Source organism: Rhodococcus sp. NPDC057529, from assembly GCF_042802055.1.
Taxonomy (GTDB): domain Bacteria; phylum Actinomycetota; class Actinomycetes; order Mycobacteriales; family Mycobacteriaceae; genus Rhodococcus_F.
Genome location: NZ_JBHVEY010000034.1, coordinates 29,311 through 47,325, shown reverse-complemented (window position 1 = coordinate 47,325; position 18,015 = coordinate 29,311). Strand labels below are relative to the sequence as shown.

Sequence of the window (18,015 nt, the reverse complement as noted above, 5' to 3'; positions counted from 1 at the left end):
ACAATCTTCGGGGGCGGCTCGACGATGTAGCCATGGCCCCGCTGACGACGATTCCGGTTGCTGACTCCGAGGGCAGGGCCGCGCGTGGCTGAGCAGACGCGCCCCGCCGCCGACCTGCATGCCCAGCTCGCCGAGCTGGGCATCGACCTCGACACCGGAACGCGCCGGCGCGCCGAATACTCCTTCGACGCCTCCAATTACCGGGTGCCGCCGCTGGCCGTGGCGTTTCCGCACACCCCAGCCGACGTGGTGGCGATCGTGCGGGCCTGCACCGACCGCGGCATCCCCGTCACCAGCCGCGGCGGCGGCACCTCGCTCGCCGGCAACGCGATCGGCAGGGGAGTGGTGCTCGACTTCTCCCGGCACATGAACCGGGTGCGGACCGTCGACGCGTCCGCCCGCACCGCCGTCGTCGAACCCGGCATCGTGCTGACCGACCTGCAGAAGGACGTGCAACTGGCGACGGACGGCGCATTCACCTTCGCACCCGACCCGTCCAGCAAGTCCCGCGCGACGGTCGGCGGCGCCATCGGCAACGACGCCTGCGGCAACCACTCCGTCCGCTACGGCCGCACATCCGACCACATCGTCGCACTCGACGTGGTGACCGCGAGCGGGCACCGGCTGACCGCCACCCGCGACGGGCTGCGGGCCACCGATCCCGACGACACGCCCGCGGTGGGCGAGGCCGCCCGGATCGCTGCCGGACTCGACGAGCTGACACGGGAGCATCTCGGCGACTTCCGGCTCGAGCTCGGCCGCATCCCACGCCAGGTGTCCGGATTTCACCTGGCGAACCTGTTGCCCGAGAACGGCTTCGATGTCGCCCGCGCCCTGGTCGGCAGCGAGGGCACGTGCGCGGTGATCGTGGCCGCGACCGTCGCGCTGGTCCCGGTGCCGCCCGCGGCGATGCTGCTGTGCCTCGGATACCACGACCTGGTGGACGCGGCCCGCGACAACGCGATCATCCTCGACTATTCACCCGCCGCCATCGAGGGCATCGACTCGGCGATCGTCGACACCATGCGGCATCTCCGCGGCGCCGACTCCGTGGTCGGGTTGCCCGACGGTCAGGCGTGGCTGTACGTCGACCTCGACGGCGAGGACCTCGCGGAGGTCGAACTCCGCGGGGCAGAACTGGTGTCGAAGCTGCGCGCGGCCGGACGCCTCGTCGACTCGCGCGTCGTCGGGGACCCGGCCGAACGCGCGTCGCTGTGGCGGGTGCGCGAGGACGGTGCCGGACTGTCCGCCCGGCTCGTCGAGGGCGGCGAATCCTGGACGGGCTGGGAGGATTCCGCCGTCGCACCCGACCAGCTCGCCGACTACCTCGTCGACATCAAGGCGCTGCTCGCCGAATTCGACCTCACCGGGGTGATGTACGGGCACTTCGGCGCCGGCTGCATGCACATCCGTATCAACTTCGACCAGCGCACCGACGAGGGCCGGGACGTGATGTCGCGGTTCATCCACCGCGCCGCCGAACTCTGCGTGCGGTTCGGCGGATCGATGTCCGGGGAGCACGGCGACGGCCGCGCCCGGTCGGCGCTGCTTCCGATGATGTACACCCCCACCATGATGGCGGCGTTCGCCACGTTCAAACGGCTGTGGGACCCGGCGGCCGTGCTGAACCCGGGCAGCATCGTCGAGCCCGAACCGCTGCTCGGCAACCTCGCCCTCGACGGCGTGAATCCGCGGGCGTGGCAGACCAGTTTCGACCTCACCCCCACCAGCGACGTCCCCATCGCACCGTTCGTGCATGCCGTCCAGGGCTGCATCGGGGTGGGCCGCTGCCGAGCGTCGACCGGCGGGGTGATGTGCCCCAGCTACCGCGCGACCGGCGACGAGAAGGACTCCACCCGCGGCCGGGCCCGCGCCCTGCAGGAGATGGTCCGCAACTCGCCGACCGTCGCCGACGGCTGGCGGTCCGAGGACGTCAAGGAATCCCTCGACCTGTGCCTGTCCTGCAAGGCCTGCTCCACCGACTGCCCCGTCGGCGTCGACATGGCCACGTACAAGTCCGAGTTCCTCGACCACCACTACCGTGGCCGGGTGCGGCCGCTGTCGCACTACTCCCTCGGCTGGCTGCCGGTGTGGCTGAAGATCGCGGAACGCTCGGCGCCCGTCGTGAATCGGCTCACCGCCGGCCGGCTCGCGAAGGTCGCGGCCAGGCTGGGTGGTCTCACCCCGCACCGGTCGATGCCGGAGTTCGCGTCCCGCAAGCAGATCCGCCGCGAGGTCGGCGAGACGTCGCGGGACGCCGGCGCGGACGTCGTGATACTTGCCGACACGTTCACCCGCGGGTTCCGCCCCGAGGTGGTCGGGGCCGCGTCGCGGGTGCTCGCCGACGCGGGCCTGAGTTCGCAATGCCGCAGCGACGTGTGCTGCGGGCTCACCTGGATCTCCACCGGACAGCTGAAACAGGCCACCAAGACCCTCACCAGGGCCGCCGAACTCCTCGACGACGGCACCGACCGGCCCATCGTCGTCCTCGAACCGAGCTGCGCCGCCGCATTCCGCAAGGACCTGCCCGAACTCGTCCACACCGACGCCGCACGACGCGTCGCGGCCCGCATCCGTAGCTTCGCCGGTGCGGTGCTCGAACGCGCCGAGTCCGGATGGAGCCCGAGCACGCCGGTGCCCGAAGACGTCACCGTGCAGACGCACTGCCACGAATACGCGGTGTTCGGCGCGGCGGCCCAGCGGAAGGCGCTGCAGGCTGTCGGTGTGCCGCGCGTGCGGGAAGCCACCGGATGCTGCGGCGTCGCTGGTAACTTCGGATTCGAGGCCGACCACTACGACCTCAGCATGCAGGTCGCGGAGCAGGCACTCGCCCCGGCCCTGCGCGAAAGTCCCGAAGAGGCAGAAATACTGACGGACGGGTTCAGCTGCCACATGCAGGTGCGGCAACTCGATCCGAACCGATCGTCGAAACACCTCGCCCAACTGCTCGACCCCGCACCACCGTCGAAACCCGATCACCAGAGCGGAGACTGAAATGTCGCAGTTGTCGATGACCAGTGACGAACGTCAGAAGTTCCTCGCCGACGTGCACGTGGGGGTGATCGCCGTCGACCGCGACGGACGCGCCCCACTCGCCGTGCCCATCTGGTACGGCTACGAACCCGGCGGCCAACCGTACGTCTGGACCGGGCGCGGCTCGCTGAAGGAGCGGCTGATCCGCGACGCGGGCCGCTTCAGCCTCGTCGCCCAGCACGAGAAGCCGCCGTACCGGTACGTCAGTGTCGAAGGTCCGGCGGAGTTCGACGAAGCACCCACCGCCGACATCGTCCGCGAGCTCGCCGCCCGCTATCTCCCCGCCGAGGAGGTCGACCCGTTCGTGGAGCAGGCGTATGACGACAACGCGATCGTCATCCGCATGCGGCCGGAGCACTGGCTGAGCGTCGACTACGGCAAAGGCGCGTAGCGCCCGTGCGTGGTTGACGAGTCCAGGGACTCGTTAACCACGCACGGGCGATTCGGTTCACGGTGATTCTGAAGATGGCGAGGACGCCCGAAGTGCGGAAGCGTCGGAGGGCAGTTGTTCCGCCTCGACAGGAGCGCCCTTCATGACCGAACTTCTCGACCTGAGCACCGACGTCCTCGTCATCGGCGGCGGCCCCGCAGGAACGTGGGCGGCGCTGCGCGCACGCCAAGCCGGGGCGGACGTCGTCCTCGTCGACAAGGGGTACTGCGGAACCAGCGGCGCCACCGCGCCTTCGGGCACCGGCGTCTGGTACGTCGACCCCGACCCGTCCGCGCGGGCGAAGGCCAAGGCCAGCCGCGAAGCACTCGGCGGTCACCTCGCCGACCACCACTGGATGGACCGCGTCCTCGACCAGACGTACGCGAACATGAACCTGCTTGCCGAGGAGGGCCGGTACCCGTTCCCCGTCGATCCCGACACCGGCAGGCAGATCCGCACCGGACTGCAAGGGCCCGAATACATGCGACGCATGCGCGCGTGGGTGAAGAAGGCAGGCGTCCGGATTCTCGACCACTCACCGGCCCTCGAACTGCTGGTCGACACCGACGGCCGGGTGCGCGGCGCGGCGGGCTACCAGCGCCACGACGGCCGCGACTACCGGATCAGCGCGGGCGCCGTCGTGATCGCGAGCGGCGGTTGCGCGTTCCTGTCCCGCGCGCTCGGCACGAACGTCGATACCGGCGACGGCGCGCTGATGGCCGCCGAGGTGGGTGCCACGTTCTCCGGCATGGAATTCTCCAACGCCTACGCGATCGTCCCCGCGAACTCCACCATCACCAAGACCGCCTACTACGGCTACGCCACGTTCTTCCACGCCGACGGACGCGTCCTCGAAGGTGCCGGCTCCACCAAGGGGCGGTCGGTGATCGCGAAAACGCTGCTGTCCGAGCCGGTGTTCGCCCAGCTCGACCGCGCCGACGACGAGGTGCAACGCCAGATGCGGCTCGGGCAGCCGAACTTCTTCCTGCAGTTCGACCGCCGCGGGATCGACCCGTTCACCGACCGCTTCGAGGTCAGCATGCTCGCCGAGGGCACGGTCCGCGGAACCGGTGGCATCGAGGTGGTCGACGACACCTGCGCCACCTCGGTGCCCGGACTGTTCGCGGCCGGGGATGCCGCCACCCGGGAACGGATCTGCGGCGGCTTCACCGGCGGCGGCAGCCACAACTCGGCGTGGGCGATGTCGTCCGGCAGCTGGGCCGGGACCGGGGCCGCGCGGTTCGCGCGAACCGAACGTCGGGTCGCGGCGGGCGAACTGCGTCCCGCCGGCCGGGCCGGGCTGCGTCCGGCGGGGCGGCCGCGGCTGGAGGCGTCCGACGTCGTCGCGGCCGCGCAGGCCGAACTCATCCCGTACGAGAAGAACTACCTGCGGGACGGGGCGCGCGTGCAGGGTGCGCTCGGCGAACTGGAGTCGCTGTGGACGGCACTGTCCGCCGGCCTCGGCGGCGACTCCGGCGACGAGCGGGTCCGTGCCCGGCAGGCCGCCGCGATCACCGCGGTGGGCCGGTGGATGTACCACTCGACGCTGGCCCGGACCGAAACCCGCGGAATGAGCAAGCGCGCCGACTATCCCGACCTCGACCCCACCCAGCACCACCACATCCTCACGGGCGGGCTCGACGACGTCTGGACCTCGACCGCCGCGGTGCACGACGGGCTGTTGCGGGTGGCCTCGTGATCGAGGTGCTGCTGGCCGAGGCGTGCATCGGCTGCGACAAATGCGTCGACGCGTGCCCCACCAACGTGTTCGACCGCACCGACACCGGGATCCCTGTGATCGCGCGGCAATCGGACTGCCAGACGTGCTTCATGTGCGAGGCGTACTGCCCGGTGGACGCGCTGTACGTCGACCCGCAGTCCACCCCGCTCGTCGACGGGCAGCGCATCCCGGAGGACCACATCGGCCGGTACCGCGAGAAACTCGGCTGGGGCAAGGGGCGCGCCGCCGGCTCGCTCACCGCGGTCGGGCCGTCCCTGCCGCACGGTGCGCCGCCGCCCAGGCTCCGCCCGTGAGTGGGTAACGAGTCCAGGGACTCCTTACCCACTCACGGGTGGCGGAGCCGCTAGATTGGAGGTACGGAAGCAGTCGTTTCCGGGTGCAGGGGTGCGCGTGCAGAATTCGAAATCGACACCGGCGACCGTTCCCGGGCTGCGGGTCTACCGGCCCGAATCGCCCGCGGCGCGGATGGCGCTCGTCGGCGCGACGGTCGTGGTCGGGTTCGTGCTCATGTGGATGGCGGGACGGTCGGGTCCCGTCCGCACGTGGATGGTGGCGGCCGGAATCGCCGTCCTGCTCGTGGCCCGGGGACTGCACCTGCGACGGCCCGTCACCGTCACGCATGCGGCTGCGGCGGTGCTGATGGTGGCGGCCGCGGATGTGGCGTATTCGAGCGCACATTCGACCCCGGGGTTCCTGCTCCTCGTGGCCACCGGACCCGTCCTGATGCTTCCGGTGCGCAGTGTGCCGCAGCCCGAGGACCGGGCCCGCGTCTTCACGTTGATCCAGCAGACCAGCGGCGACCCGTTGTCGCCGTTCGCCCTCAATTCGGCGAAGTCGTACTACTTCAACGCGTCCGGCACCGCGGCGATCGCCTACCGGGCCCGGTCCGGGATCGCCGTCGTCTCCGGCGATCCCATCGGAGACCCGCTCGAGTTCGCGGCGCTCCTGGACGAGTTCGACGAGTTCGCGGCCGAACGCGGGTGGCGCGTCGCGGTACTCGGCGCGGGGGAGCGGGTCACGCGGCTGTGGGAGATCGGCGGCGGCACCCGAAAGCCGCTGACGGCGGTCCCGATCGGCCGCGACGTGGTGATCGACGTCGGATCCTTCACCCTGCACGGCCGGCAGTTCCGCAACCTCCGGCAGGCGGTGCAGCGCACCCGCAACGCCGGGCTCACCACCGAGATCGTCCCCGAAGCCGCGCTCGACGAACCGACACGCCGCGAACTCACCGACATCGTCGACGACGCCCGAGCCGGACATCAGCGCCGCGGGTTCTCGATGATCCTCGACCACCTGCTGGACGGCACGCTCCCCGGTGTTCTTCTGGTGGTCGCCCGCGACGGCACCGGTCGCGCTGTCGGGTTCCAGCGGTACGGCACCGCCGATTCCGCCCGCGAGCTGAGCCTCGACGTTCCGTGGCGCGGTGACGGCGCACCGAACGGCACCGACGAACGCATGACCGTCGACGTCATCCGGTACGCCGAGCGGACCGGTGCACGCTACGTCTCGCTGTCGTTCGCGGCGTTTCCCGAACTCCTCGACCCCGACGCACCCGGTGCCGGCGCCCGGCTCTTCCGCCGGGTCCTGCACCTGGGCGACGCGCTGATCGCGCTGGAGTCGCTGTACCGCTACCTCGGCAAGTTCCATGCGACGGGGAACCGGCGCTACGTGCTCCTGCGCTTCCGCTACCTGCTGCCGGTGGCGTTCGCGTGCCTGACGTTCGAATTCGTGTCGCACCGGGAACGGGACTGACGCTCGGGTTTCAGAAGTCGAAGTTCTTCTCGTTCGTCGCCGTGAGCGCGTCGACGACGGCCGCGAGATCGGTCTTGGAGACGTCCGCGGTCTCCTCCTTCGGCGTCGATCGTGTCGCCTTGTCCGGTCGGGTCTGATTCTTGCCGGGCCGTTCGTCCGTCATCTGTGCACCTTCGCGATAGGCCGAGCCGGGCAGGGTTACTCACCAGTACACCGTCGGGAGCCTGCGTCCGCAACCCGGCGGGGTCCTGATGTGACGCGGTGCACGTCAATCCAGCTATCTGTCAGCTATTACGCCGACCGGCGCTCACGCCCGGACCAGGATCTTCACCGCCGTGTCGTTGTGCTCGATCAACGTGGTGAGGCCCTCGGACACCAGGTTGTCGAGTTCGATCCGGCCGGTGATGAACGGGGCCAGGTCGATCACCCCGCTGCGGACCATCTCGATCACCGCCTCGTGATCGCGGACGTAGGCGATGGTGCCGCGCAGGTCGATCTCCTTGAGGACGAGTTTCTGCATGTCGACCGTCGCGGGTTTGCCCCAGATCGACACGTTCACCACCACGGCCGCGGGACGGACGGCGTCGAGGATGGTGTCGAGGACGGCGTTCACACCCGCGCATTCGAACCCGAGATCGGCGCCGACGCCGCCGGTCAACTCGAGAACCCGGGCCTTCACGTCCTCCAAGGACGGGTCGACGACGTGATCGGCGACCCCGCTGGACAGCGCCTTCTGCTTCCGGGCGTCACTGAGTTCGGTGACGATCGTGGTGACGCCCAGACCCTTCAGGACCGCGGCGACCAGGAGTCCGATCGGTCCGGCCCCGCCGACCAGCGCGACGTCGCCGGCCTCGGCCCCGCTGCGGACGACCGCATGATGCGCGACGCTGAGCGGTTCGATCAGGGCCGCCTCGTCGAGCGGGATGTTGCCGATCTTGTGCACCCACCGGCGGTCGACCACCACCTTCTCGCTGAGTCCGCCTCCGCCACCGGCCAATCCGATGAAACCCATCTTCGTACACAGGTGATAGTTGCCCGCCGTGCAGGACGCGCACTCGTTGCACACGAAGTACGGCTCCACCACCACGTTGTCGCCCACCGCGACATCGGTGACGCCCTCACCGACCTCCTCCACCGTCCCGGAGAACTCGTGGCCCATCGTCACCGGCGCGTTCTCGTGCGACAGCGGATGCGGATGTCCCGGCGGGGAGATGAAGATCGGGCCCTCCAGGTACTCGTGCAGGTCGGTGCCGCAGATGCCGCACCACCCGACCCGGAGTTTCACGGCGCCCGGCCGCACCTCCGGTTCGGGGATGTCGTCGATCCGGATGTCGCGTCGTCCGTGGAAGCGCGCTGCTCTCATGAATCCGCCCTCACCTCGTTGTGAACGTGCTGATGGGCCGAACGGTACGACGCCGCCACGAGGCCGGGAAGGGTTGCAGTGCGTTGCAATCCGACGACGACTGTGTGACGTTCACCGGCGGATAGCTGGTTTGGCCGGATCCGCGGGTATCTTCGAGGGGAATGACTGGTTCGATCTGGGGGAGTGAGGCATGGCACGCATACGCACGGCGGCTGAAGCTGAAATCAACGCCGCCGAGCAGATGCAGAAGCTCGGTTACGGCGACGCGACAGCGCTACTCGGCGGAGCGGACGGCGGCATCGACGTCTACTCGTCGCGCGCGTACGCGCAGGTGAAATGGCGAGGTGGCAGCGCAGGGAAGTCGGACCTCGCGAACCTCTACGGCACCCGCGGAACGAGTCACGCCCGGAAACTGCTGTACTTCTCCGGCCCCGGATACACCGACGAAGCCGTCGACTACGCGGACACGGTCGGCATCGCCCTGTTCCGGTGCGAACCCGACGGCGAAACCCCGCCGGTCGGCGTCCACGCCCCGAAACTGGTGGCTGCCGCGCGTAACTCGACGGTTGCGGTGGCCCCGTCCCCGCCGCCCCCGCCAGAGCCCGAATCGCCCGCGCGCATCGTCGCCCGCAACGCATGGGCGATGGTCGCCGGCTTCTTCGGCGCGCACTGGCAACTCCTCGGCGCCGTCGTCTGCACGATCGTCCTCATGGTCGCCCCCTTCGGCGAAGGGAACGTCGGGCTCCGCGTGTTCGCGACCATCCTCGCCGTCGTCGGCGCTCCGGTGTTCTGGCTCCTCTTCGTTCAGCACCGGAGCGCGGTGCGCAGATAGTTCGGTGCCGTAACGATCTCGCTCCCGCCGACGACAGCCAGCGTGACTGTCGACATTTCGAGTGGAATCGCGGAGATGAATATGGGCTTGATGAACGGCCTGATGGGCCTTCCTGTTCACCAACCGGCGGCTCATTCTCGTCGACAAGCAGGGAATCACGGGAAAGAAGATCGAGTACCACAGCGTGCTGTACAAGTCGATCACGCATTTCGCGGTGGAGACCGCCGGGAACTTCGATCTCGACGCCGAATTGAAGATCTGGATCTCCGGCAATCCGGTTCCGCTGCAGAAGCGGTTCTCGAAGTCGGTGGACATCTACGAGGTGCAGGCGATTCTGTCGCATTTCGTCGCCGGGTAGCGCACCCGACCCGGAAATACGAGAACACCACCGCCGGTGTGTACCGGCGGTGGTGTTCTCGTTGCGGATTCGGGCGGCGAGTCAGTTCGCGGTCGGCAGCGCCTTCAGCGATGTGACGGTGGCGACGCAGGCCCGTGCGGCCTCGGCGCCCTTCTTGACGAAGTGCTCGCCGAAGTAGGTGAGGTGCTCGTCGTGCTCGTGGAAGTGGTGCGGGGTCAGCACAACCGAGAACACCGGCACGTCCGTGTCGAGTTGCACCCGCATGAGGCCGTCGATGACCGCGGTCGCGACGAACTCGTGCCGGTAGATGCCGCCGTCCACGACGAGCGCGGCCGCGACGACGGCGTCGTAACGCCCGGTGAGGGCGAGGCGGCGTGCGTGCAGCGGGATCTCGAACGCGCCCGGCACCTCGAAGAAGTCCAGGTCGTCCTTCGAATAGCCCAGCGTGGTCACCTCGTCGGTGAAGCCGTCGCGTGCGCGGTCGACGATGTTGCGGTGCCACGTGGCCTGGATGAACGCGATTCGTCCCTGACTCTCACTCATGGTCTGAAACTACTGCACCGGTCCTAGCGGTGTGAACGGGGCAGTGCCGTCGACCGGCCCCACCCGGAGTCGTCGGTGAGGTGCTCGAGCAGCGGCTGAATCCGGTACGGCAGCGGGCTCGTCAGCGCGATGGTGGTCGTCGAATGGGTGATGCCGGGCAGGTTCGCGATCTTCTCCAGCAACTTCTGCAGTTCCGCGTGCGTGGACGTGGCCACCCGCACCAGCAGGTCCTCCCGGCCGGTGGTGGCGTGGATCTCGATGACCTCCGGCAGGTCGACGAGGCGGTTGCCGACGGCGGTCAGCTTGCCCTGTTCGAGTTCGAGCCCGACGAACGCCTGGATGGGAATGCCGACCTCGGCGAGGTCGAGGTTGGGGCGGAAGCCGGTGAGCAGCCCGCTGGTCTCCATGCGCTTCATCCGGGACTGCACGGTGTTGCGGGCGACGCCCAGCGAGTTGGCGAGTTCGGCCACGCTCATGCGTGAGTCCTGGCCGAGCAGTCCGAGCAACTGCACGTCGAGCTTGTCGATGCTGAGCACTTTGGGTACCTCCGGGAAGTGACCACCGTCACCTATTGCGTGAACTGATCAGTTGATCCGATTTGCGTTGACCAAATCATAGAGCAGATACAGGATCAAGCTCACGAAATGCTCAACGCGACGGATCGGGAATCGCAATGACTCAGCTAGACGACGCTCGCACCAGTGCAGCATCCTTTGATCTCGCCGACCGATACCGGGCCGACTCGGGTCCGGTGTTGATGACCGGTGTCCAGGCCATCGCCCGCCAGCTGGTGGAGCAGCACGAACGCGACCGCCGCGCGGGCCTGAACGTCGCGACGTTCGTCTCCGGCTACCAGGGCAGCCCCCTCGCCGGCCTCGACCGCACCATCGCCGCCATCCCCACGCTGAGCACCGACCACGACGTGAAGTTCGTGCCCGGCATGAACGAGGAACTCGCCGCGACGTCCGTCTGGGGCAGCCAGGTGGACCTCCCGCAGGGCGAGCGCACCCACGACGGCGTCGTCGGCGTCTGGTACGGCAAGGGCCCCGGCCTCGACCGCGCCAGCGACTCCATCCGGCACGCCGCGATGTACGGCGCCAATGCGCGCGGCGGCGTCCTCGTCCTCGTCGGCGACGACCCCAACGCCAAGTCCTCCACCATCCCCTGCGCCAGCGAACGGTCCATGGCCGCGATGGGCATGCCCGTGTTCTTCCCGCGCAACGCCGAGGAGGTCATCACGTTCGGCCTCTACGGGGTGGCGCTGTCGCGGATCTCCGGCTGCTGGTCGGGCATGAAGATCGTCGCCGACGTCGCCGACGGACTCTGGACCCTCGACCGCGACTTCGCCGGCCTCGACATCGTGCTCCCCGAGATCGAGTGGAACGGCAAGCCGTGGTCGTACCGGCAGCGCGTGCTCGCGTCCCCGCCCGACAGCGTCTACGCCGAGGCCGACCTCTACGGCCCGCGCTGGGCGATGGTCGAGGCGTTCAACGCCGCCAACGACATCGACGCGATCGAGGTGAACCCGCGCACCGCGTGGCTGGGCATCGCCGCCGTCGGCACCGCCTACGACTCGCTGCGCCAGGCCCTGCTCGACCTCGGGCTCGGCGACTCCCAGCTCGAGGACGCCGGCATCCGCATCCTCCGGGTCGGCATGCCCTACCCGCTGGGCGCCGACAAGGTTCGCGAACTCGCCGACGGCGTCGAGCAGGTCCTCGTCGTCGAGGAGAAGATGCCCTTCGTCGAGTCGCAGCTCAAGGACATCCTCTACGGCGGCGCCAGTGCACCCGCCGTGCTGGGCAAGAAGAACGCGCAGGGCAAGAACCTGATCCCGGTCGACGGCGAACTGACCGCCGCCCGGCTCACCGGTCCGCTGCGCCGCGTCCTGAAGGACCGGGTCGCGCTGACCCCGGCCCCGCCGCCGCGCCTCGAGCTGACCGTCCTCCCGACGTCGCGGACCCCGTACTTCTGCTCCGGCTGCCCGCACAACCGCTCCACCGCGGTGCCCGAGGGATCGATCGCGGGCGGCGGCATCGGCTGCCACACCCTGGTCACCATGTCCGGCCGCACCGACAGTGCCGTCACCATGCTCACCCAGATGGGCGGCGAGGGCGCGCAGTGGATCGGGCAGGCCCCGTTCAGCGACGTCAAGCACATGTTCCAGAACGTCGGCGACGGCACCTACTTCCACTCCGGCCAGCTCGCCGTGCAGGCGTGCGTCGCGGCCGGCGTCAACATCACGTACAAGGTGCTCTACAACTCGGCCGTCGCGATGACCGGCGCCCAGGACGCCGAGGCCGGGCTGACCGTGCCGCAGCTGACCCACAAGCTGGCGTCCGAGGGCGTCAAGCAGATCATCGTCTGCGCCGAGGACCCGAAGCGGCACAAGGGTGCCCACTTCGCCGCCAACACGCTGCTGTGGGACCGCACCCGCCTCGACGAGGCACAACGCGTCCTGCGCGACATCGAGGGCGTCACCGTCCTCATCTTCGATCAGCAGTGCGCCGCCGAGGCCCGCCGCAAGCGCAAGCGCGGTAAGCTGCCCGCCCGCCGCACCCGCGTCGTCATCAACGAGGCCGTCTGCGAGGGCTGCGGCGACTGCGGCGTCAAGTCGAACTGCCTGTCCGTGCAGCCCGTCGACACCGAGTTCGGCCGCAAGACCAAGATCGACCAGACCAGCTGCAACACCGACTACTCCTGCCTCGAGGGCGACTGCCCGTCGTTCGTGACGGTCGAACTGCCCGAAGAGGGCGCGCCGAAGACGTTGCGCGAGATCCCGGTTCCGCCGGAGGTCGGCGACCCTGATCCCGCCGTGTGGACCGGAACCCACAACCTGTTCATGGCCGGTGTCGGTGGTACCGGCATCGTCACCGTCAACCAGGTGCTCGGCATGGCCGCACTGCGTGCCGGGCTGCACGTCGAGGGACTCGACCAGACCGGTCTCAGCCAGAAGGCCGGACCCGTCACGTCGCACCTGCGGCTCAGCGACCAGAAGACACGGTCGGGAAGCTCGGCGCCGTCCAACCGGATCAGCCCCGCCACCGCCGACTGCGTCCTCGCGTTCGACCTGCTGACCGCCGCCGACGCCAAATACGCCGGGTTCGGCAGCTCCGACCGCACCATCACCGTCGCGTCGACGAGCCAGACCCCGACCGGCGACATGGTCTACGACCCCGCCGTCCGTTACCCGGACGAGGACAAGCTGCTCGAGCGTCTCGACGTCTCGGCCCGCGAACTCACCGCGATCGACGGGCTCGCCGCCGCCACCGCGCTGTTCGGCAGCACCGCCGCCGCCAACTTCCTGCTGGTCGGCGCCGCCTACCAGGCCGGCGGGCTGCCCGTCCCCGCCCGGTTCATCGAGGAAGCCCTCGAGATCAACGGGGTTGCCGTCGAGTCCAACAAGGCCGCGTTCCACTGGGGACGCGTCGCCGTCGCCGATCGGGAAGCTTTCCTCGCCGCCACCAGTTCCGCGGCCGTGCCGCAGCGCAGCGACACCGTCGTCCCGGTCCACCTGTTCGCCGGGTCCACCCTCCACGGCACGACGCGCGAGCTCACCGAACGCCGGGCCGCGAACCTGGTCGCCTTCCAGGGTGACCGCGTCGCCGCCCGCTACATCGCGCTCGTGCAGCAGGCGTGGGACGCCGAGCGTGAGCTGGGCGACCGGACCGAGTTCAGCGAGGCCGTCGCCGCCGGGCTGCACAAGCTCACCGCCTACAAGGACGAGTACGAAGTGGCCCGGATGCTCACCGATCAGGCCTTCCTCGACGCGGCCGCCGGTGAGGTCCCCGGCGCGGGGAAGCTCACCTACAAGCTGCACCCGCCGGTCCTCAAGGCCATGGGCCGTAAGACCAAGATCGGATTCGGCCCCCGCTCCCACGTCGCGCTCAAGACCCTCGCCAAGGCGAAGTTTTTGCGCGGCACCGCGTTCGACCCGTTCGGCTACGCCAAGGTCCGTCGTCTCGAGCGTCAACTGCTCGCGCACTACGAGGTCACGGTCGCCGACCTGATCGCCGACCTCACCGCCGACACCTACGACACCGCCACGCTGATCGCCGCGACTCCCGACCTCGTCCGGGGCTACGAGGACGTCAAGCTGCGCAACGTCACCGTCTACCTCCAGCGTCTCGCCGAACTCGGCGTCGACACCTCCACCATCACCATCGCCACCCCTTCGGAAAGGTCCTGAGAAGACATGACTCTCACCGCGGAACGTCACGCCACCGCACCGCTCCAGAACGCCGGAGTGTTCGAACGGACCGATTTCCCCACCGACACCGCGCACGAGCAGGTGACGTTCTTCCAGGACCCCGCCACCGGACTCAAGGCGATCGTCGCGATCCACGACACCACCCTCGGACCGGCGCTCGGCGGCACCCGGTTCTACCCCTACGCCGACGAGGCCGCCGCCCTCAAGGACGTCCTGCGGCTGTCGCGGGGCATGACCTACAAGTCGGCGATCGCCGGAGTCGACCTCGGCGGCGGCAAGGCCGTCATCATCGGCGACCCGGCCACCGGAAAGTCGGAGGCGCTGCTCGAGGCGTACGCCCGCTTCGTGCAGACGCTCGGCGGGCGCTACATCACGGCCGGCGACGTGGGCACCAACTCCGACGACCTCGACGTGATGGGTCGCGCCACCGAGTACGTCGTCGGACGCAACACCGCCGCCGGCGGATCCGGTGACAGCGCCCCGATGACCGCGCTCGGCGTCTTCCAGGGCATGCGCGCCGGCGCACAGGAGAAGTGGGGCACCCCGAGCCTCACCGGCCGCGTCGTCGGGGTCGAGGGTGTCGGGAAGGTCGGCTACCAGCTGATCAGGCTGCTGCTCGCCGACGGTGCCTCGGTGGTTGCCACCGACGTCAACGTCGCCGCACTCGACCGTGTGGCCCGCGACTTCCCCGACGTCAAGATCGCGTCCAGCGTCATCGACCAGGAACTCGACGTCTACGCGCCCTGTGCGATGGGCGCCACCCTCACAGACGAATCCGTCGCCGCGATCACCGCCCAGGTGATCTGCGGGGCCGCGAACAACCAGCTCGCCCACCCGATCGTCGAGCACGATCTCGGTGACCGCGGCATCACCTGGATCCCCGATTACGTCGCCAACGGCGGCGGACTCATCCAGGTCGCCGGTGAGCGACTCGGAACGTCCGCCGACGACGTCCGCGCACAGGTCGAGAAGATCTTCGCCACCGTCGTGCAGATCCTCGACGTCGCGAAGCGGGACGGCATCCTCGCCGGCGCCGCAGCCGACGCCGTCGCCGAGGCCCGGATCGCGGCAGCGAAGTAGGCGGCTCCGCCGCCCGTGAGTGGTTAACGAGTCCCTGCACTCGTTAACCACTCACGGGCCGTAGGCCTAGGCTCTCCCTCATGGAAACCGAGTTCGTCCGCTGGACCGAGGACGGCACCGAGCGTTCGGCGGTGTGGCGGTCCACCAGCGGGGCGGCGCCCCCGAAGAAGATCAGGGTCGCCGACGACTCGATGACCGCCGACGAGGCCTACCGTCTGGCGTGTGAGGGGACGGCGCTGCTGTGGCGCGGCGATTTCCACAACGCCCGCCAGCTCGGTACCGCCGTCGCCGCCCGCACAGACCGCAAGGCCCGCAAGACGTCCACGGACCCGGCCACCGCGTTCCATCTGCACCGGCAGACGCAGTCGCGGCGGGCGCGGATCCTCGGGATGCTGCTGGTGCCGTTCGACGCCGACCAGACCGTCCCGTTGCGCCGCGCCCCCGACGTGCGGCAGGCGGCGCTCGCGGCGTACGGACCGACGGATCAGCCGACGGTCACCACGCTGCGGGATCTGCTCGGCGCGATCGGCGCCTACGAGTGGCAGAAGAAGGGCGTCGAGATCCCCGCCCTCGGCGCGCGCATCCACCCCGGCTACGGGGTGTTCTCACCGATTCGCGGCGAATACGTCGACCTCGTCGCCGACACCCCGCTGCCCTCGCTCGCGAAGGCATTCGACATCGGCACCGGCACCGGTGTGCTGGCGGCCGTCCTCGCGCACCGCGGTGTCGAGAAGGTGATCGCGACCGAACTCGACGCGAACGCGCTGGCCTGCGCGCGGGCGAATCTGGACCGGCTGGGCTACGCCGATGGGGTGCAGGTGGTGGAAACGGATCTGTTCCCCGACGGCCGGGCACCGCTGGTCGTGTGCAACCCGCCGTGGATCCCGGCCCGGCCCACCTCACCGATCGAGTACGCGATCTACGACCCGGACAGTCGGATGCTCCGCGGATTCCTCGCCGGACTGGCCGAGCACCTCGAACCCAGGGGAGAGGGCTGGCTCATCCTGTCCGACATCGCCGAGCACCTCGGACTGCGGACCCGCGAGGACTTGCTGACCCTGATCGACGACGCCGGCCTCACCGTTCTCGGGCGGCGGGACGTGGCGCCCCGGCACGGCAAGGTCGCCGACCGCTCCGATGCGCTGCACGCCGCCCGCAAGCGGGAAGTGACGTCGTTGTGGCGGCTGGGCGCGCAGGACTGACGGGCACATGGCGACTCACTTCGCCGAACCCAGCCCGACCATCGACCCCGACGTCATGTACACCAGGCGCGTATCGGACGCCGCGACGACGGGGGTGCTGTCCCACGAGTCGTCGTCGATCACGGTGTGCAGGGGCAGCACCCACAGTTCCTCGCCCGAACGGACGTCCAGGGCGTGCAGGACGTCGGATTCCAGTGTGACCGCGGTGTCGTCGTCCGCGGCGACGACGGTGCCGTGCGAGTCGGAGTCCCGGTGCCACAACCGTTCCCCGGACCGCAGGTCGAGTGCGGTTTCCGTCTTGCCCTCGTAGTCGCGTAGCAACACCACGTCGCCCAGCACGGCTACGGCGGTGCCCTGCGTGGTGTTGGGGCCGTACGACTCCGGCGTGTCGACTCGCGGCGTCGACACGAGATCCGTGCTCGTCCACAACAGTTCGCCCGTCGCGCGATCGTAGGCGGCGTCGCCGAGCAGCATCGGAATCGTCGCGTCGGTGGGGCGATCGAGGGCGAGGGTGTGCACCGCCTCCACCTCCGACGTCGCGAGGACGCGACCGGTGCGGTCGACGGCCTCCGAGCCCAGCACTTTGCCGAGGTTGCAGTCGCTGTGGACGCGGACGACCACGCCACCCTCGGTTGCCCGGGCCGACTGCGTGCAATCGGGGAGCGTCCGCGTGAACGTCGGGCTTCCCGTCGCGAGGTCGAATCCTGCGACCTCGCCGCCGAGTTCGAGCACCCCCTGCCCGTGATCGGTGCTCATCAGGTGGCCGCCGAACGCGTCCTCCCACGCGGCGCCGAGGTCGAACCGCTGGGACCAGCGGGCATCGGGGTCGGCAGGGATGCCGCCGTGCACCCGGATGTCGTCGGATTCCGGGTCGCCCTCCATCACGTACAACCAGTCGTCGGAGGCGGTCATCGCGAGGATCGTCCAGTCGGTCGGGGTGCGGGTGACGTAACCGTTCTCGGTGTCGACCGCCAGGATGGTCGGCGCCTCCTCGTAGGGCGTCGTGTAGCAGACCATCCGCCCGACGGCGAGAGTGTCGGCGCATCCGCCCAGCGATTCGATCGGCGTCTGCCAGCGTACCGACCCGGTGTCGGCGTCCACGCCGACCAGTGTTGTCTCGTCCAGTCCCGACGTCTGCTGGTTCACCAGCCCGATCATGGTGACCAGCGTGTCGCCGGCGTCGACGAATCCAGGCTCGCCCGAGTCGAATCCGCTGCCGTACACCGGGTTGCGGAAGACGGCGAACTGCCGGTCGTAGGTGGCGGCCGCATCCAGCGACCACTCGGCGGCCGGTGCGTCGGGCGACGCATCCGGGGTGTCGGGATTTGTGCTGAATCCGGACAGCCCGGGGATGTTCACCTCCTGCTGCGGCGTCGGCTCGTGCACGATCACGGTGGTGACGGCGCCGGCGACGGTCACGGCCGCCACGAGGGCTGCGGCCCACAGGTTTCGGGTGCTCTTGTCGAGGCCCATG

Annotated in this window: 14 protein-coding genes and 1 pseudogene; 10 read left to right on the top strand and 5 right to left on the bottom strand. The window is 69.4% G+C overall.

Going from position 1 to position 18,015, the window contains the following annotated elements; all coding sequences use genetic code 11:
- Positions 1 to 84 precede the first annotated feature (84 nt).
- The 5 genes from ACFU5V_RS39430 to ACFU5V_RS39410 all read left to right on the top strand — a co-directional run bounded on the left by ACFU5V_RS39430 (position 85) and on the right by ACFU5V_RS39410 (position 6,956).
- Positions 85 to 2,994: an FAD-binding and (Fe-S)-binding domain-containing protein gene (locus ACFU5V_RS39430; RefSeq protein WP_378706410.1), complete on the top strand. Its 2,910-nt coding sequence runs from the start codon at positions 85 to 87 to the stop codon at positions 2,992 to 2,994.
- A gap of 1 nt (position 2,995) precedes the next feature.
- Entirely contained in the window at positions 2,996 to 3,424 is a 429-nt protein-coding gene (locus ACFU5V_RS39425) for a pyridoxamine 5'-phosphate oxidase family protein (RefSeq protein WP_378432512.1), read from the top strand.
- Positions 3,425 to 3,566: 142 nt separating this feature from the next.
- Positions 3,567 to 5,162, top strand: coding sequence for an FAD-dependent oxidoreductase (locus ACFU5V_RS39420; protein ID WP_378706408.1), 1,596 nt, complete (start codon positions 3,567 to 3,569; stop codon positions 5,160 to 5,162).
- Positions 5,159 to 5,497 carry a 4Fe-4S dicluster domain-containing protein gene (locus tag ACFU5V_RS39415; protein WP_378684834.1) on the top strand — a complete coding sequence of 113 codons (339 nt, stop codon included), beginning with the start codon at positions 5,159 to 5,161 and terminating at the stop codon, positions 5,495 to 5,497. The genes ACFU5V_RS39420 and ACFU5V_RS39415 overlap by 4 nt, the downstream gene beginning before the upstream one ends.
- Positions 5,498 to 5,588: 91 nt before the next feature.
- Positions 5,589 to 6,956 (top strand): bifunctional lysylphosphatidylglycerol flippase/synthetase MprF, encoded by a 1,368-nt coding sequence (locus ACFU5V_RS39410; RefSeq protein WP_378706406.1) that lies wholly within the window; start codon positions 5,589 to 5,591, stop codon positions 6,954 to 6,956.
- Positions 6,957 to 6,966: 10 nt separating this feature from the next.
- Here ACFU5V_RS39410 and ACFU5V_RS39405 read toward each other — a convergent pair whose 3' ends face one another.
- Both ACFU5V_RS39405 and ACFU5V_RS39400 read right to left on the bottom strand, forming a co-directional pair.
- Positions 6,967 to 7,119 carry a hypothetical protein gene (locus tag ACFU5V_RS39405; protein ID WP_378706404.1) on the bottom strand — a complete coding sequence of 51 codons (153 nt, stop codon included), beginning with the start codon at positions 7,117 to 7,119 and terminating at the stop codon, positions 6,967 to 6,969.
- A gap of 144 nt (positions 7,120 to 7,263) precedes the next feature.
- Positions 7,264 to 8,319, bottom strand: coding sequence for a 2,3-butanediol dehydrogenase (locus tag ACFU5V_RS39400; protein ID WP_378706401.1), 1,056 nt, complete (start codon positions 8,317 to 8,319; stop codon positions 7,264 to 7,266).
- Between the two features lie 190 nt (positions 8,320 to 8,509).
- Between ACFU5V_RS39400 and ACFU5V_RS39395 the strand changes: the two genes are divergently transcribed.
- Positions 8,510 to 9,151, top strand: coding sequence for a restriction endonuclease (locus ACFU5V_RS39395; RefSeq protein WP_378441286.1), 642 nt, complete (start codon positions 8,510 to 8,512; stop codon positions 9,149 to 9,151).
- Positions 9,152 to 9,263: 112 nt separating this feature from the next.
- Positions 9,264 to 9,509: pseudogene (locus ACFU5V_RS39390) on the top strand (PH domain-containing protein); the annotation flags it as partial.
- Positions 9,510 to 9,590: 81 nt separating this feature from the next.
- Here the strand turns inward: ACFU5V_RS39390 and ACFU5V_RS39385 are convergent.
- On the bottom strand, positions 9,591 to 10,052 hold the full coding sequence (locus tag ACFU5V_RS39385; protein WP_378441366.1) for a 6,7-dimethyl-8-ribityllumazine synthase: 462 nt from the start codon (positions 10,050 to 10,052) through the stop codon (positions 9,591 to 9,593).
- Positions 10,053 to 10,075: 23 nt separating this feature from the next.
- Positions 10,076 to 10,588, bottom strand: a complete 513-nt coding sequence (locus tag ACFU5V_RS39380) for an Lrp/AsnC family transcriptional regulator (RefSeq protein ID WP_072945874.1) — start codon at positions 10,586 to 10,588, stop codon at positions 10,076 to 10,078.
- Between the two features lie 137 nt (positions 10,589 to 10,725).
- Between ACFU5V_RS39380 and ACFU5V_RS39375 the strand changes: the two genes are divergently transcribed.
- The 3 genes from ACFU5V_RS39375 (at position 10,726) to ACFU5V_RS39365 (ending at position 16,541) form a co-directional block, all read left to right on the top strand.
- The gene (locus ACFU5V_RS39375) at positions 10,726 to 14,238 is read left to right on the top strand and encodes an indolepyruvate ferredoxin oxidoreductase family protein (RefSeq protein ID WP_378706399.1); all 3,513 of its coding nucleotides are present in this window, start codon (positions 10,726 to 10,728) and stop codon (positions 14,236 to 14,238) included.
- A gap of 6 nt (positions 14,239 to 14,244) precedes the next feature.
- Positions 14,245 to 15,339: a Glu/Leu/Phe/Val dehydrogenase dimerization domain-containing protein gene (locus tag ACFU5V_RS39370; RefSeq protein WP_378441361.1), complete on the top strand. Its 1,095-nt coding sequence runs from the start codon at positions 14,245 to 14,247 to the stop codon at positions 15,337 to 15,339.
- A gap of 80 nt (positions 15,340 to 15,419) precedes the next feature.
- Complete coding sequence (locus ACFU5V_RS39365) at positions 15,420 to 16,541, top strand: methyltransferase (RefSeq protein WP_378706397.1); 1,122 nt, start codon at positions 15,420 to 15,422, stop codon at positions 16,539 to 16,541.
- A gap of 15 nt (positions 16,542 to 16,556) precedes the next feature.
- Here the strand turns inward: ACFU5V_RS39365 and ACFU5V_RS39360 are convergent, their stop codons facing one another.
- Positions 16,557 to 18,014, bottom strand: coding sequence for a PQQ-binding-like beta-propeller repeat protein (locus ACFU5V_RS39360; protein ID WP_378706395.1), 1,458 nt, complete (start codon positions 18,012 to 18,014; stop codon positions 16,557 to 16,559).
- Between the last annotated feature and the right edge of the window lies 1 nt (position 18,015).